Genomic DNA, 14,577 nt, shown 5'->3' on the forward strand with positions numbered 1-14,577 from the left:
AGATGAAATCTACATTGGCCGAGATCCAGATCACAGCTAGATTCGAGACATCACCTTCTCGCCCGCAAAGGACCGGTTTTCGCCATGTTGATCGATGCACTGTTGGCATCCCTCCCCGCGGATCGCGTCGTTCGCGACCCCGACGTCGTCGCGAAGTACCAGCACGACGAAGCCGAGTGGGCGCCGTACGCCGCTCCGCTCGCGGTCGTCAGGCCCCGAACGGCCCTCGAAGTCCAGGCTGTCGTGCGCGCCTGCCTCGACCACGACGCCGCCGTCGTCACACGGGGTGCCGGGACCGGTCTGTCCGGCGGAGCGAACGCGACCGACGGCTGCGTCGTCCTCGCACTCGAGGGCATGAACGCGATCAAGGAAATCGATCCGCTCGAGCGGTACGCCGTCGTCGAGCCCGGCGTGGTGAACGACCATCTCCGCGCCGCGTGCGCCGAACACGGACTCTGGTATCCGCCGGATCCGGCCAGTTCGCCGTGGTCGACGATCGGAGGGAACGTCGCCACCAACGCGGGCGGACTGTGCTGCGTCAAGTACGGCGTCACCCGCGACTACGTGCTCGGCATGCAGATCGTCACCGGCACCGGCGACCTCGTGCGCCTCGGACGCAAGACCGCCAAGGGGGTAGCCGGTTACGATCTGGCGGGTCTCATGGTCGGGTCCGAGGGAACGCTCGGCGTCATCACCGAAATCACCGTCAAGTTGCGACCGCTCCAGGACCCGCAGCGCACGGTGGCCGGCTACTTCGACTCCATCGTCGACGCGGGCCGGGCCGTCAGCGCGGTGGCCGCGGCGGGGCTCACCCCGTCGGCGCTCGAACTGGTGGACAAGCAGTGCCTCATCGCCGTCGACGCCTGGAAGAAGATGGGATTGTCGGTGGAGGCCAACGTCGTTCTGCTCGGCCGCATCGACACCGCGGGAGTCGTCGGCGACCAGGAAGCGGAGAAGATGCTGTCGTGCTTCGACGAAGCCGGAGCCACGTGGTCTGCCGTCTCCACCGACCAGGAGGAAGCGGACGCGTTGTTCGCTGCGCGTCGTCTGGCCTACCCCGCGATGGAACGACTCGGACCGGTCCTCACCGAAGACGTGTGCGTGCCGAAACGGGCTGTCCCCGAGATGCTTGCGCGCATCGAACAGATCGGCATCGCCCACGAGACCACCATCGCCAACATCGCACACGCCGGCGACGGAAACCTGCACCCGCTCCTGATCACACCCCGCGACGACGAGGCAGCCCGCGCCCGCGCGCAGGCCGCGTTCGCGGACATCATCGACGCGGCACTGGAACTCGGCGGCACGGTCACCGGCGAGCACGGTGTCGGTCTACTGAAGATGGACGGCCTCGCCCAGGAACTCGACCCAGTCGTCCTGGGCATGCATCGAGCGGTGAAGAACGCCCTCGACCCGCGCGGAATCATGAACCCCGGGAAGATCTTCTCGTAAACCACCCCGAGCACCAACGCCTGTCACGCAAGCTTTTCGGCCGAGCGGGACACGGCGGTCCGACCCATGCCCACTCCTCAGAAAGTCGAGTCACACATGTCGTCTGTACTGCAGAAACCCGAGATCGAGGCGAGGGTGGTCCGGAAGGTCGCACGTCGGCTCATTCCGTTCCTCGGCCTGGCCTACTTCGTCAACTATCTCGACCGGACCAATATCGGGCTGGCGAAGCTGACGATGAGCGAGGAACTCGGACTCACCGAGACCATGTTCGGCCTGGCCTCCGGGCTCTTCTTCATCGGATATCTCCTGTTCGAGGTGCCGAGCAATCTCGCGCTGCACAGGTTCGGGGCGCGCCGGTGGATCGCCCGGATCATGCTCACGTGGGGAATCATCGCGGCGGCCATGGCCTTCGTGCCCAATGCCGGCTCGCTGTATACGCTGCGCATGCTGCTGGGTATCGCCGAGGCCGGATTCTTCCCGGGTGTTCTGCTCTACCTGACGCTGTGGTTTCCCCGCGCCTATCGGGTCCGGCTGATGGGCCTGTTCCTTCTCGCGCTCCCGGTGTCGTCGGCGCTCGGCGCCCCGTTGTCGAGCGCCATCATCCAGTACTGGGACGGGATGTTCGGACTGTCCGGGTGGCGGGTCATGTTCCTGCTCGAGGGGATCCCGGCCGTCGTGCTCGCGGTGGTCACCTGGTTCTACCTGACGGACCGGCCCTCGCAGGCCACATGGCTGGACGAGGACGAAAAGATGTGGCTCACTCGTGAACTCGAATCCGAGGCGTGCGAATCCGGCTCTCACATCAGCGGGTCGGTACGCCGGGCGGTGACAGATTCCCGCGTCTGGATGCTCGGGCTCGTCTACTTCGGGATCACCTACGGGCTGTACTCGCTCAGTTTCTTCCTGCCGAGCATCGTCGCCGGTTTCAAGAAGACGTTCGACACCGACTTCTCGCTGTTCACCACCGGGTTGATCGTCGCGGTCCCGTTCGCAGTGGGTGCTGTCGCAATGGTGTTGTGGAGCAGGCACTCCGACCGTACCGGTGAAAGGATCTGGCACGTCGCCATCCCCACCCTGATCGGAGCCGTCTCCATTCCGATCGCCCTGTACATGGCGGATTCAATCGGTCGTCGCAACACCTGGCTCTTGCAGTGAGCGTAGCTGCTCGGCGAAGACCTCGGCCGGGGTTCGCCATTCGTGGATCTTGCGGGGCCGGTTGTTGATCGCCAGGGCGACGGCTTCGAGGTCCTCGGCGGACCACCTGGAGAGGTCGGTGCCTTTCGGGAAGTACTGGCGCAGCAGGCCGTTCGTGTTCTCGTTCGTCGGTCGTTGCCAGGGCGAGTGCGGGTCGGCGAAGAACACTTTCGTGCCGGTATCGAGGGCGAACTGGGCATGACCGGAGAGTTCCTTCCCGCGGTCCCAGGTGAGGGTCTTGCGGAGCTGCTCGGGAAGGGTGGTCATCGATGTCGTCAGCGCGGCGTTCATCGCGACGGCGCCGTAGCCACCGAGGGAAGGACCGTTCTTCACGGGTGGCTTCTCGCCCCAGCCCTCCAGCCGAGGCAGGTGCACGAGGATCGTCGATCGGCTGCTGCGCTCGACGAGCGTGCCGATTGCGGACCGGCCGGTTCCGATGATCAGGTCCCCCTCCCAGTGCCCCGGGACGGCGCGATCGGCGGCTTCGGCGGGGCGTTCGCTGATCACGACGTCCTCGGTGACATGCCCTTGCGGTTTGTTCTGCGACCGCGCTCGGGGAACCCGCAGCGCCCGCCCGGTGCGCAGGCACGCGACCAGCTCCCGTTTGAGCGCGCCGCGGCCCTCGATGAACAACGATTGGTAGATCGCCTCATGGCTGATGCGCATGGACTCATCATCGGGGAAGTCGATCCTGAGCCGGTGCGAGATCTGTTCCGGGCTCCACGCCGTCGCCCATGGCCTGTCCTGCCGATGCGGCTTGTTCAGTCCCTTCCACGCGGGCGTCTCAGGCCCACGGACGATCGTGCCGTCGGGTCGGCGGACGCTGCCGGAGAGCCGCTCCTGCACGTACTTACGCAACTCGTCGTTGCCCACGAGCTTCGCCGTCTTCGGGCGCTTCGCGGCCTGTTGCGCTTTCCACTGCGCCACCAGTGCCCGGTAGACCGGCTTGCCGCCCCGGGTCGCTGCGTTGCGGCGCAGTTCGCGTGAGATCGTTCCCGGGTCACGTCCAATCCTGCGGGCGATTTCGCGCACGCCAACATCCTGGGCGCGCAGCAGCGCGATCTCCTCACGCTCGGCGAACGACAGGTAGCGGCCCGTGGGCTCGTCCAGGCTGATCGGCGGCATGCCGCCAGCGTGGCGGAACCAACGGCATCCGACCGGCCATGACACGCCGACGGCCTCCGCGGCCTCGACCGTCGTCACTCCCGATGCGATCCGCCGCCAGAAGTCCCGCTGCACCGCGCGAGAGGGCTCCGGCCGGCCCGGTGAACGCATCGGAGGTCGCAATGCCCTGTCCGCCGCCCACTGCCGCCTGGCACCCACCGGCGCCGCAGGCATCTGCTTGTTGCCCCATCCCATCGCAAACCTCCGTGATCGAGGTGTTGCATCGACCGGTTGAGCCCGCCCATGCAGTCGCCGCTCACGACGATGATCGCGGTGACCGTCAACGCGGTCGGTGTGTTCTGTGCCCTGCCGGTGTTCTGGTACCTGCCCAGCACGTTCCTCACCGGCGCGGGTGCCGCCGCAGGTATCGCGGTCGTCAACTCGGTGGGCAACATGAGCGGCTTCGGGGCCCCGTACGTCACGGGTTGGCTGTTCGACGCCACCGGGAATTCACGCGCAGGCCTGTGGGTCGTCGGGGCGGTCATGCTCGTCGCCGTGGTGCTGGTACTCGTGCTCAGATCGCGGGTAAGTCCTACTCGCAGTACCGAAGACGTCGGCGGGGAGGTCGTCGCCGCACACCACTGATCGGAGAACAGGCGCTGCCGGGCGGTCGACGGCAGCGCCTTCGTCATTGCTCCTCGGCGATCCGCTCCAGCAGCGGACGGGTTCGGTAGGGGATGGCGTCGCGCATCGCGACGGACACCGTGGTGCGCTCGATCCCCGGCACGGCGAGGATGAGGCCGGCGACCCGATACAGATCGTCGGCATCGACGGCGACCACGCCGATGTGCAGGTCCGCCGCTCCGGAGATGCCGACGACCTCCACGACCTCGGCGATGTCCCGCAGGTGCTCGATGACGTCCTCGAGGCGATGCTGGTCGACCACCGCGGTGACGAACGCCTGCAGGGGGTACCCCAGATCGCGGGGTGACACGCAGCGGTCGACGGGTGCAAGCACTCGTTGCTCTTCCCAGCGAGACATCCTTGCTTGCACGGTATTACGTGCCATCCCCAGCAGGGAGGCCAATTGCACCCCGGTGGCGCGAGGGGCGTCGCACAGGGCGAGCAGCAGGCGGGCGTCGGTCCGATCGAGTCTCGTCATGTAGCGCAGTATGCCAGAGTTCAGAGCTTCATATTTGAGCATTCTGCTTAATCTGCTCGACAGCACTTGCGCATGATGAATCCTGGTGGTTGTGTGAATACAACATTCTGACCGAAAAGGTCACTCGCGGGCAGCGAGCTCTCCCGGTACATCACTTTCGGAGGTTTTCGTGTTCGACAATGACGATGTGGTGCAGCTGGTCACCGAAAACGGTGCGCGAGTGAATCATCCGGACTACTCCCGGTACGTCGACGATGTCGACATCACGTCGGTGCGCGCGCTGTACGAAGACCTGGTCGTGGTGCGGCGCATCGACGCGGAGGCGACCGCGCTGCAGCGTCAGGGCGAACTGGGGCTGTGGGCTCCGCTGCTGGGGCAGGAAGCCGCGCAGGTCGGGTCGGCGCGCGCCCTCCGTCCGGACGACTTCGTCTTCGCCAGCTACCGCGAACACGGAGTCGCGTACTGCCGCGACGTCGATCCCACCCACATGCTCAGGTTCTGGCGAGGGTCGACGCACTCGGGCTGGAACCCGTTCGAATACAACATGACGACGCCCGCGATCATCGTCGGCGCGCAGGCACTGCACGCCACCGGGTATGCGATGGGCATGCAGTTCGACGGTTCCGACGGCGTCGCGATCACCTACTTCGGCGACGGCGCCACCAGTCAGGGCGACATCTCCGAGGCCTTCGGGTTCGCCGCGAGCTTCAACGCCCCCGTGGTGTTCTTCTGCCAGAACAACCAGTGGGCGATCTCCGAACCGGTCAGCCTGCAATCGCGGGTGAGTATCGCCGCGCGGGGCCGGGGCTTCGGTGTTCCCAGCGTGCGCGTCGACGGCAACGACGTCCTCGCCGTGATCGCCGTGACCCGGGCCGCGCTCGAACGGGCACGGGAAGGCAGCGGACCCACCCTGATCGAGGCGGTCACCTACCGGATGGGCCCGCACACCACGTCCGACGACCCGTCCCGGTACCGCCCCGCTGCGCTCGACGAGGAATGGAAACGCAAGGACCCCCTCGACCGCATCCGCGCCCTCCTCGAGTCGGCGGGCGCGATCGACGACGACTACCTCGCCGCCGTGCAGCAGCGCTCCGACGACACCGCAGCGGCGTTGCGCCGCGGATGCCTCGAGACCGTCGAACCCGAGCCGATGTCCCTGTTCGACAACGTGTACGCCGAACCCCATCCCCTCGTCGACGAAGAGCGGCGCCAGTTCGCGGCCTACCTCGACAGTTTCGAAGGAATCGACGCATGAGTACAGCCATCTCCGCGGCCGCCCCGACCACGCTTCCGCTCGGCAAGGCCCTGAACGCCGGCCTGCGCCGCGCCCTGGAGAACGACCCGAAGGTCGTGCTCATGGGAGAGGACATCGGCAAACTCGGCGGCGTCTTCCGCATCACCGACGGACTGCAGAAGGACTTCGGTCCCAACCGTGTCATCGACACCCCGCTCGCCGAATCCGGGATCATCGGTACCGCAGTCGGTCTCGCGATGCGCGGATACCGGCCGGTGTGCGAGATCCAGTTCGACGGGTTCATCTACCCCGGCTTCGACCAGATCGTCTCGCAGGTCGCCAAACTGCACTACCGCACGAGCGGAAACGTGAAGATGCCGATCACCATCCGCGTCCCGTACGGCGGCGGCATCGGTGCGATCGAGCATCACTCCGAGTCGCCGGAGGGGTACTTCGCCGCGACCGCGGGTCTTCGCGTCGTCACCTGCAGCACCGCCGCCGACGCGCACACGATGATTCAGCAGGCCATCGCGTCGGACGATCCGGTGCTGTTCTTCGAACCCAAGCGCCGCTACTGGGAGAAGGGGCAGCTCGACCCGGCGGCCGAGACGAGCCCACTGCACAAGGCCCGGGTGGTCGCACCGGGCACCGACGCCACCGTCGTCGCCTACGGGCCGCTCGTGACAACTGCACTGCAGGCCGCGGAAGTCGCTGCGGGCGAGGGCAGGTCGATCGAGGTGATCGATCTGCGGTCCATCTCCCCGCTCGACGTCGACACCGTCGCCGCGTCCGTGCAGCGCACCGGACGTCTGGTGATCACCCACGAGGCGCCCGTGTTCCTCGGGATCGGTGCCGAAATCGCTGCCCGCATCAGCGAGCGCTGCTTCTATCACCTCGAAGCACCGGTGGCCCGCGTCGGCGGCTTCACCGTCCCGTATCCGCCGGCAAAACTCGAGGAGCACTTCCTGCCGGACGTCGACCGCATCCTCGACGCCGTCGACCGCACCTTCACCTCGTAGGAGCCAGGAGTTCGCCATGCCCACTGTCAAGACATTCCTGCTGCCCGACCTCGGCGAGGGCCTCACCGACGCCGAACTGCTGACCTGGCTGGTGAAGGTCGGCGACACCGTGACGCTCAACCAGATCATCGCCGAGGTCGAGACGGCGAAGGCGTCCGTGGAGTTGCCCTCGCCCTACGCCGGAACGGTGGTCGCGTTGCACGCCGAGGAGGGGACGACCGTCGACGTCGGCAGCCCGTTCATCGACGTCGCGGTCGCCGGCGAGGACCCGGTGGACGCCCCCGAGCCGACCGCTCCCGCAGCCCCGGCCGAGCGGACCCCGGTCCTGGTCGGCTACGGCGTGGCCGAAGACTCCTCGAGCCGGCGCCGGCAGCGGCGTCCGGCGGCGGGAACCCGAGTCGACGTCACCGCGGCGCCGGGCACGTCGCGTCCGCTGGCCTCTCCCCCGGTGCGGTTCGCCGCGAAGCAACACGGTGTCGACCTCACCGAAGTGGACGCAACCGGGGTGCACGGTGAAGTCACCAGGGACGACCTCGAGCGCCACCGCACCGCCGCCCCGGTGACGACGTCCGCGGCGACGGTCCCGCCGGACGCCGACGAGGAACGCATCCCGATCAAGGGCGTCCGCAAGCACACCGCCGCAGCGATGGTCCGCAGCGCATTCACCGCCCCGCACGTCACCGAGTTCGTCACGGTAGACGTCACCCCGACGATCGACCTCCTGGCTCAGCTGCGCGAAACGAAGCACTTCACCGACGTGCGCCTGACACCACTGACGTTGGTGGCCAAGGCATTGCTCGTGGCGCTGCGCACCAACCCGACCCTGAATTCGTTCTGGGACGAGGACACTCAGGAGATCGTCCTCAAACGCTCCGTGAACCTCGGCATCGCGGCCGCCACCCCGCGCGGGCTGATGGTGCCGAACATCAAGAACGCCCACACCCTCGGTCTGCGCGACCTCGCGATCGCCCTGTCGGATCTGACGACCACGGCGAAGGAGGGCAAGACCGGGCCCGCCGATCTGGCCGACGGCACGATCACGATCACCAATGTCGGCGTCTTCGGTGTCGACGCGGGCACGCCCATCCTCAACCCCGGCGAGGCGGCGATCCTGTGCTTCGGCGCGATCCGCAGGCAGCCGTGGGAATACCAGGGCGAGATCGCGTTGCGCTCGGTCACCACACTGAGCCTGTCGTTCGACCATCGACTGGTCGACGGCGAGCAGGGATCGAGATTCCTCGCGGCCATCGGTCAGATCCTGTCGGACCCGTTGACGTTGATCGCACTGAGCTGAGCCCCTGTTCTTCCAACCTTCCGGCACGTCCGTGACGTGCCCGACCGAGGGAGTTTTCCCATGTCCGACCAACCGGACGTCCTGATTCTCGGCGGTGGATCCGGCGGGTACGCCTGCGCCTTCCGCGCCGCGCAACTGGGCAAGACCGTCACCCTGATCGAAGAGGACAAGGTCGGCGGCACCTGCCTGCACCGAGGGTGCATCCCCACCAAGGCGCTCGTGCACGCCGCCGAGGTCGCCGACACCGTCAATCACGCGTCGGCCCTCGGTATCGGTGCGACGCTGGACGGGATCGACCTCGGTGGTGTCCATGCCTACAAGAACGCGACGGTCGAACGTCTGTACAAGGGCCTGCAGGGGTTGGTCCGCAGCCACAAGATCGAGGTGGTGCACGGCACCGGCCGCTACGGCGGGGGCCGCACCGTCCACGTCGGCGATCGCACGATCACCGGCACGTCGCTGGTGCTCGCGACCGGCTCGCAGGTCCGGAGCCTGCCCGGACTCGAGATCGGTGGCCGCATCCTCACGAGCGACGAAGCGCTGACGTTTCCCGAGCTTCCGAAGCGCGTCGTCGTACTCGGCGGCGGTGTCATCGGGGTCGAGTTCGCCAGTATCTGGGCTTCGTTGGGCGCGGCCGTCACGATCGTCGAAGCGCTGCCCCGGCTCGTCGCCGCAGAGGACGAGTGGTCGTCGAAGCAACTCACCCGGGCCCTCCGCAAACGCGGCATCACGATCATGACCGGCACGCGATTCGCGAAGGCGGTCCAGGACGAGAGCACGGTCAGCGTCACGGTGGAGTCGGGCGACACGATCGAGGCGGACCTGCTGCTCGTCGCGGTCGGCCGCGGACCCCGGACCACCGACATCGGGCTCACCGAGAACGGCGTCGTACTCGACTCCTGCGGTTTCGTCACGGTCGACGACTCTCTGTGCACCTCGCAGCCGGACGTGTACGCGGTCGGCGACATCGTCGCCGGACCCCAACTCGCGCATCGCGGATTCCAGCAGGGCATCTTCGTCGCGGAAACGATCGCCGGTCTGAGCCCGACATCGATCGAGGACAGCGGCATCCCCCGGGTGACGTACTCCAACCCGGAGGTCGCGTCGGTCGGGCTCACCGAAGACCAGGCCCGCGAGCGGCACGGCGACGTCGCCACCGTCGTCTACGACCTCGCCGGCAACGGCAAGAGTCAGATCCTCGGAACCAGCGGCGGCGTCAAACTGGTGCGCGCCGGAGCCACGGAGGGACCGGTCGTCGGGATCCACATGGTCGGCGAGCGCGTGGGCGAACTCATCGGCGAGGCCCAACTGATCGTCAACTGGGGCGCCTACCCCGGCGAAGTCGCCGCCCTCGTGCACGCGCACCCCACCCAGGCCGAAGCACTCGGCGAGGCACACCTCGCTCTCGCGGGTACACCACTGCACAGTCACAGCTGAGAATGTCTTGACAAATAGGATGGCTAGAACGTACTAGTTATACGGAGCGCCGAGTGTGAGGGAGAGCAGGCATGGAAATCGGACTGATCACCGACTCGGTCAGCCATCTACCTTTCGAGACAGCTCTCGACCTCGCGCAGGAACACGGCTTGAACTCGGTCGAGGTCGCAACGGGAAACTGGTCGGAGGCGCCGCACGCCGACCTCGACACACTGGTCTCGTCGGCGGACGCCCGCGCCGCGTTCGCCGAGAAGATCTCCAGCCGGGGCCTGACGCTGAGCGCACTGAACGCCAACGGCAACCAACTGCATCCGGTCTCGGGACAGGCGCACGACGCCGTCATCCGAAAGACCGTCGAACTCGCGAGCGCACTCGACGTCCCGACCGTCGTCCTCATGTCCGGACTGCCGGGCGCGAAAGGTGACACCAACCCCAATTGGATCACCACGGCGTGGCCACCGGAGAACCTCGATGTCCTCGCCTATCAGTGGAACGAAGTCGCGATTCCGTACTGGAAGGAACTCGCGGCCTTCGCCCGGGACCAGAACGTCAAGCTCGCTGTCGAAGCGTGCGGAGGTCAGCTCGTGCACAACGCTTCGGCGATGCTCCGGCTGATCGACAGCGCAGGCGACGACGTGGTGGGCGCGAACCTGGACCCGTCCCATCTGATGTGGATGGGCGCCGACATCCCCACCGTCATTCGTGCTCTCGGCACGTCGATCTTCCACGTGCACGCGAAGGACATTCGCATCAACTCCTGGACCGCGCAACGCGACGGACTCCTCGACACCGGGCCCCTGACCGATCCGCTGGGGCGGGCCTGGAACTACGTCACTCTCGGTCTCGGCCACCCGGACGGCGCCGCGTTCTGGGCGGATTTCGTCTACAACCTTCGCGCGGTCGGATACGACGGCACACTCAACATCGAGCACGAGGACGCACTCGTCAATTCCCTCGAAGGCGTCGGCCGGGCGGCGAACCTCCTGAAGCAGGTCGCCCTCGTCGAGGCCCCCGACTGGACTCCGGCGAAGATCTGACGGTCGCTCAACGCACCCGTCGCTTGCTGAAGCCGTTCACAATCCTGCAGTCCAAAACGTCTCGAGCTTCTCGGCGGTGATCACGGTGCCGAAATTCTGGGCGACGACGGACACCGAAGCGTCGTGGGCTGTTCGGCTGTAGGTGGCGGCGCAGTCTTCGACGAGCGAAACCCAGTATTCGTGAAACAGCGCGCTACGCAGACTCGACTCGACACATACCTCGGTGGCGACGCCGGTAAAGAGCAGGGAGTCGATGCCGAGGGAACGCAGGGTGAGGTCGAGGTTGGTGCCGACGAATGCGCTGAACCGGTTCTTCGTGATCACCACGTCGCCGTCCTGCGGAGCGACGGCATAGTAGTCTGCCCCGGGTGTTCCTGTGCGGCAGGTAATTCCGGTGCGTGCCGCGTCCGGTCCCTCGCCCACGCGACCGAGCCACTGGGGTGTATCGGTGGTTTCGTCGTGCAGGGTACGTACGAAGATCACCCGGACCCCGGCCGTGCGCGCGGACGCGACGAGGTGGTCCAGTCGCGGAGCCATCGCCACCGGAGCGGTCACGTCGAAGCCCTTCTGGGCCAGCGACCCGGCGGGTGAGCAGAAATCGTTCTGCATGTCGATGACGATCAGTGCGCACCGGGCGGGGTCGTAGCGGAACGGGACCGAGCTCATTCGTTAGTGTCCTTCCATGTCAGGGGTTGTGCGGAAACCTTGTTCGGCGTTGAGCCGCTACCAGATGACGACGGCGGCTCCGGTAGCCAGCAGCAGTCCGGCCATCACCGGGACGACGAGATGGCGGACCAGTTCGGCAACCGGTATCCGGCAGAATCCGGCGACCACCACCAGCGACGACCAGATCACGAGAGTTCCCCCGCCCGTCCATGTGGCGCCGTTCTGGGCGATGGCAGCCAAGGTAGCGGTGTCCATTCCGGACTGCGGTGCCAGCGCGGCAGCCAATCCGCCGGTGAGGGGTAAGCCCGCCCACCCCGAACCGTCGAGACCGACCGCCATACCGATGAAGAGCATGCTGAGCGCGACGAAAACGCCGTTGTCGGGGATGTACGGCTGCACCCGTTCGACGGTGTCGAAGAGGAAGGCCGGACCGGTGGTGTCGTCGTCGAGTCCGAGAATGGCGCCAGAGTAGTCGGGAATTCCGATGTACACGAAACCTGCGACGGGAAGGATGATTCCCATTGCCTTGAATGCGTACGACAGACCATCGATGAAGTGGGTGGCGCAGAATTCGAGCGCCTCGGAGCGTCGTGAGGTGACGGTCACGAGGGCCATCAGGATGATTGCCGTGCCTCCCACCAGAGACGCGCCCGCGCCGTCCTCCCAGGGGACGAGGTCGGTGAAACGACCGACCAACATGTAAACCAGGACGGCGACGAACGCGGCGGGCACGCCGATCGCCCACGCACGGGTCAGAGTCGGGCGATCGGTGATTCTCGTTCCGTCGTCCTCGAAGCCGGGCAGTTCCTCGTCGAGCACGTCCGTGGCGGTGGGTGAGACCGCGACATCCGGGCCCGGGGCGAAACCGGCAGCCGGGCCGGCGGGCGTGCCACCGACACCGCCGTGGGGATGCACGGTTCCGCCGATCGGGTCGGTGCCCGGAACCGCGTCCGTACGCATCCTGCGGCGGACGGTCAGGAAGTAGGCGAGCACCGCCGCGGTGACACCGACGATCAATGAGATCACCAGGGCACGATCGGCGATGTCGTCGGCGGGAACGCCCGCGCCGCTCGCGGAAATCGACGGCGCAAGACCGATCACGTAGTCGGAGGCGATCGACATCCCCTGGCCGGAGATCGCGAGAACCACCGCAGCTCCGAGCGGTGGCAGACCCACCTTGATCGCGGCAGGAAGTAGAACCGCACCGATCAGGGCCAGTGCCGGGGTCGGCCAGAAGAACAGCGAGAGAAAATAGGTGAAGACGAACAGCACGATGTACGCGACGCGACCATTGACCATCCACCGACTGACGGGGCGCACCATCACCTCATCGGAACCGATCGCCCGCACCGCCGCGAGCATCGACGTCACCGCGGCGATGACGATGAAGATCTCGAACAGTGCGGTGCCGGACGTGATGGTGGCCCGGAACACCGACATGATGGCATTCGGGACGCTGCCGCTGTACGCAAGTGCCGTGGCAAATGTCGCGAGTACCGCAGGGATCATGACGTTCTTGCGTAGTGCCATGGCCACGATCAGAGAAGCAAGGCCGACTAAGAACACGATCTGCGCAGCGCCCACGTGCGACTCCTTGTATCGAATTACTTGCGGCGAGTACCTCGGAAGTGTGCGGGTGAGGACGGCCGCGTCGTGACCGTTGTCGGGTCACGACGCGGGGCGCCGCAGCCCGGTTGTCGCATGATCCTCGCCTTCCTTTGATGTGTCGTCAACGTCAAAGTGACTATGCGAGAGCCTATTCGATGTGCAAGGTGCGCAGAAAATGACAACCGCGTTTCGGCTTCGGCGGGTCGTGTGAACGATTACAGTATTCTGCGGCTTCCGTTGGCCACGTGCAGGATGTCGCCTGTCGCAGGCACATCGTCACCCGCCCCGACCGCACCTGTGCAGGCGCACGAGGAGCCGCCCGCGGCCGAGGAAGAGGGGGGCGTCCCCGGCCACGAGCGGCGGACGGCCTCCCAGCCGAGGGGGACCGGTCAGGGGGCCTGGCTGCCACTCGGGGCCGTCGAGCCCGGGGCAGCGTGGATGCCGGGTACCCGCCGACGTGCGGGGCTACTCGCTTCGGGCACGAAAAGTTTCGCCCGAGTGACGACGCAGCTCGCGGCAGTCTGACCTGCGAAGATCATCCGTCACCCAGGCGATCCCGCCGGACGCGTACGAGAGTGCGAGGCCTCGGGAAGGATTGGGCGGGTGTTTAGTTGTGCGTAACACCGTCTTCCGGGGACGCAACCAGAAAACTCTGCCTGTGTGGGTCGTAAGTCGAGCATCGGACGGGGGCCCGTCGGCGATATCCTGGAGTATCTCCTCGAGAGGCCAGCGGTGGTGCACTTCTTCGACAGTGGTTCGGACCGGAAGAATCGATCCGGTCGATGACCGACGACGATCCCTTCGCGACGCAACGCGGCGCGTCGGGTTCGGTCACGGCCGATCTGGCAGCCGCCGGATTCGAGGACGCACACGAGATCGGCCGCGGCGGTTTCGGCGTCGTCTACCGCTGCACCCAGGCGGCGCTCGACCGCACCGTGGCAATCAAGGTCCTCACCGCAGACCTCGACGAGCAGAACCGGGAACGATTCGTCCGCGAGCAGCGCGCGGCGGGCCGGCTGACCGGGCACCCGAATGTCGTCAATGTCCTCCACGTCGGCGTCACCGACAACGGTCGGCCGTACATCGTCATGCCGTACCACGCCCAGGACTCCCTCGACGCGCGGATCCGCCGCCACGGGCCACTCCCACTGGATGAAGCCCTGCGACTCGGGGTGAAGATGGCCGGTGCCCTCGAGACTGCCCACCGCCTCGGGATCCTTCACCGCGACGTCAAGCCCGGGAACATCCTGCTCAGCGACTACGGTGAGCCTGCACTGTCAGATTTCGGCATCGCCCGTATCGCCGGCGGGTTCGAAACCACCGCCGGCGTCGTGACGGGTTCGCCGGCGTTCACCGCCCCCGAGGTGGTG

Annotated in this window: 12 protein-coding genes and 1 pseudogene; 9 read left to right on the forward strand and 4 right to left on the reverse strand. The window is 66.6% G+C overall.

The window, feature by feature from the left end; genetic code table 11:
* The first annotated feature begins 84 nt into the window (after window positions 1–84).
* Window positions 85–1,452: an FAD-binding oxidoreductase gene (locus AZG88_RS39400; protein ID WP_061042001.1), complete on the forward strand. Its 1,368-nt coding sequence runs from the start codon at window positions 85–87 to the stop codon at window positions 1,450–1,452.
* 96 nt (window positions 1,453–1,548) lie between these two features.
* A complete protein-coding gene (locus AZG88_RS39405; RefSeq protein ID WP_442971768.1) occupies window positions 1,549–2,607 on the forward strand; it encodes an MFS transporter in 1,059 nt (352 codons plus the stop codon).
* Here AZG88_RS39405 and AZG88_RS39410 read toward each other — a convergent pair.
* Window positions 2,572–3,984, reverse strand: a complete 1,413-nt coding sequence (locus AZG88_RS39410; protein ID WP_082833580.1) for an IS30 family transposase — start codon at window positions 3,982–3,984, stop codon at window positions 2,572–2,574. The genes AZG88_RS39405 and AZG88_RS39410 overlap by 36 nt on opposite strands.
* A gap of 69 nt (window positions 3,985–4,053) precedes the next feature.
* Between AZG88_RS39410 and AZG88_RS39415 the strand changes: the two are divergent.
* Window positions 4,054–4,395, forward strand: a pseudogene (locus AZG88_RS39415) (MFS transporter); the annotation flags it as partial.
* A 43-nt stretch (window positions 4,396–4,438) separates the two neighbouring features.
* Here the strand turns inward: AZG88_RS39415 and AZG88_RS39420 are convergent.
* A complete protein-coding gene (locus tag AZG88_RS39420) occupies window positions 4,439–4,912 on the reverse strand; it encodes an Lrp/AsnC family transcriptional regulator (RefSeq protein ID WP_025433548.1) in 474 nt (157 codons plus the stop codon).
* 169 nt (window positions 4,913–5,081) lie between these two features.
* Here AZG88_RS39420 and pdhA point away from each other — a divergent pair, with 169 nt between their 5' ends.
* The 5 genes from pdhA (at window position 5,082) to AZG88_RS39445 (ending at window position 10,933) form a co-directional block, all read left to right on the forward strand.
* Entirely contained in the window at window positions 5,082–6,167 is a 1,086-nt protein-coding gene (gene pdhA, locus AZG88_RS39425) for a pyruvate dehydrogenase (acetyl-transferring) E1 component subunit alpha (protein WP_061042004.1), read from the forward strand.
* A complete protein-coding gene (locus tag AZG88_RS39430) occupies window positions 6,164–7,165 on the forward strand; it encodes an alpha-ketoacid dehydrogenase subunit beta (RefSeq protein WP_061042005.1) in 1,002 nt (333 codons plus the stop codon). The genes pdhA and AZG88_RS39430 overlap by 4 nt, the downstream gene beginning before the upstream one ends.
* A gap of 16 nt (window positions 7,166–7,181) precedes the next feature.
* Entirely contained in the window at window positions 7,182–8,459 is a 1,278-nt protein-coding gene (locus AZG88_RS39435; RefSeq protein ID WP_061042006.1) for a dihydrolipoamide acetyltransferase family protein, read from the forward strand.
* A gap of 60 nt (window positions 8,460–8,519) precedes the next feature.
* Window positions 8,520–9,896, forward strand: coding sequence for a dihydrolipoyl dehydrogenase (gene lpdA / locus AZG88_RS39440; RefSeq protein WP_061042007.1), 1,377 nt, complete (start codon window positions 8,520–8,522; stop codon window positions 9,894–9,896).
* A 71-nt stretch (window positions 9,897–9,967) separates the two neighbouring features.
* Window positions 9,968–10,933 (forward strand): sugar phosphate isomerase/epimerase family protein, encoded by a 966-nt coding sequence (locus AZG88_RS39445; protein WP_061042008.1) that lies wholly within the window; start codon window positions 9,968–9,970, stop codon window positions 10,931–10,933.
* A 36-nt stretch (window positions 10,934–10,969) separates the two neighbouring features.
* Here the strand turns inward: AZG88_RS39445 and AZG88_RS39450 are convergent, their stop codons facing one another.
* A complete protein-coding gene (locus AZG88_RS39450) occupies window positions 10,970–11,599 on the reverse strand; it encodes a cysteine hydrolase family protein (RefSeq protein ID WP_005249858.1) in 630 nt (209 codons plus the stop codon).
* 57 nt (window positions 11,600–11,656) lie between these two features.
* Complete coding sequence (locus AZG88_RS39455; protein ID WP_061042009.1) at window positions 11,657–13,183, reverse strand: hypothetical protein; 1,527 nt, start codon at window positions 13,181–13,183, stop codon at window positions 11,657–11,659.
* An 806-nt stretch (window positions 13,184–13,989) separates the two neighbouring features.
* Here AZG88_RS39455 and AZG88_RS54660 point away from each other — a divergent pair.
* A partial coding sequence (locus AZG88_RS54660) for a serine/threonine-protein kinase (RefSeq protein WP_231914352.1) occupies window positions 13,990–14,577 on the forward strand: 588 nt, incomplete at its 3' end.

This window comes from Rhodococcus sp. LB1, from assembly GCF_001583455.1.
Lineage (GTDB): Bacteria > Actinomycetota > Actinomycetes > Mycobacteriales > Mycobacteriaceae > Rhodococcus_F > Rhodococcus_F opacus.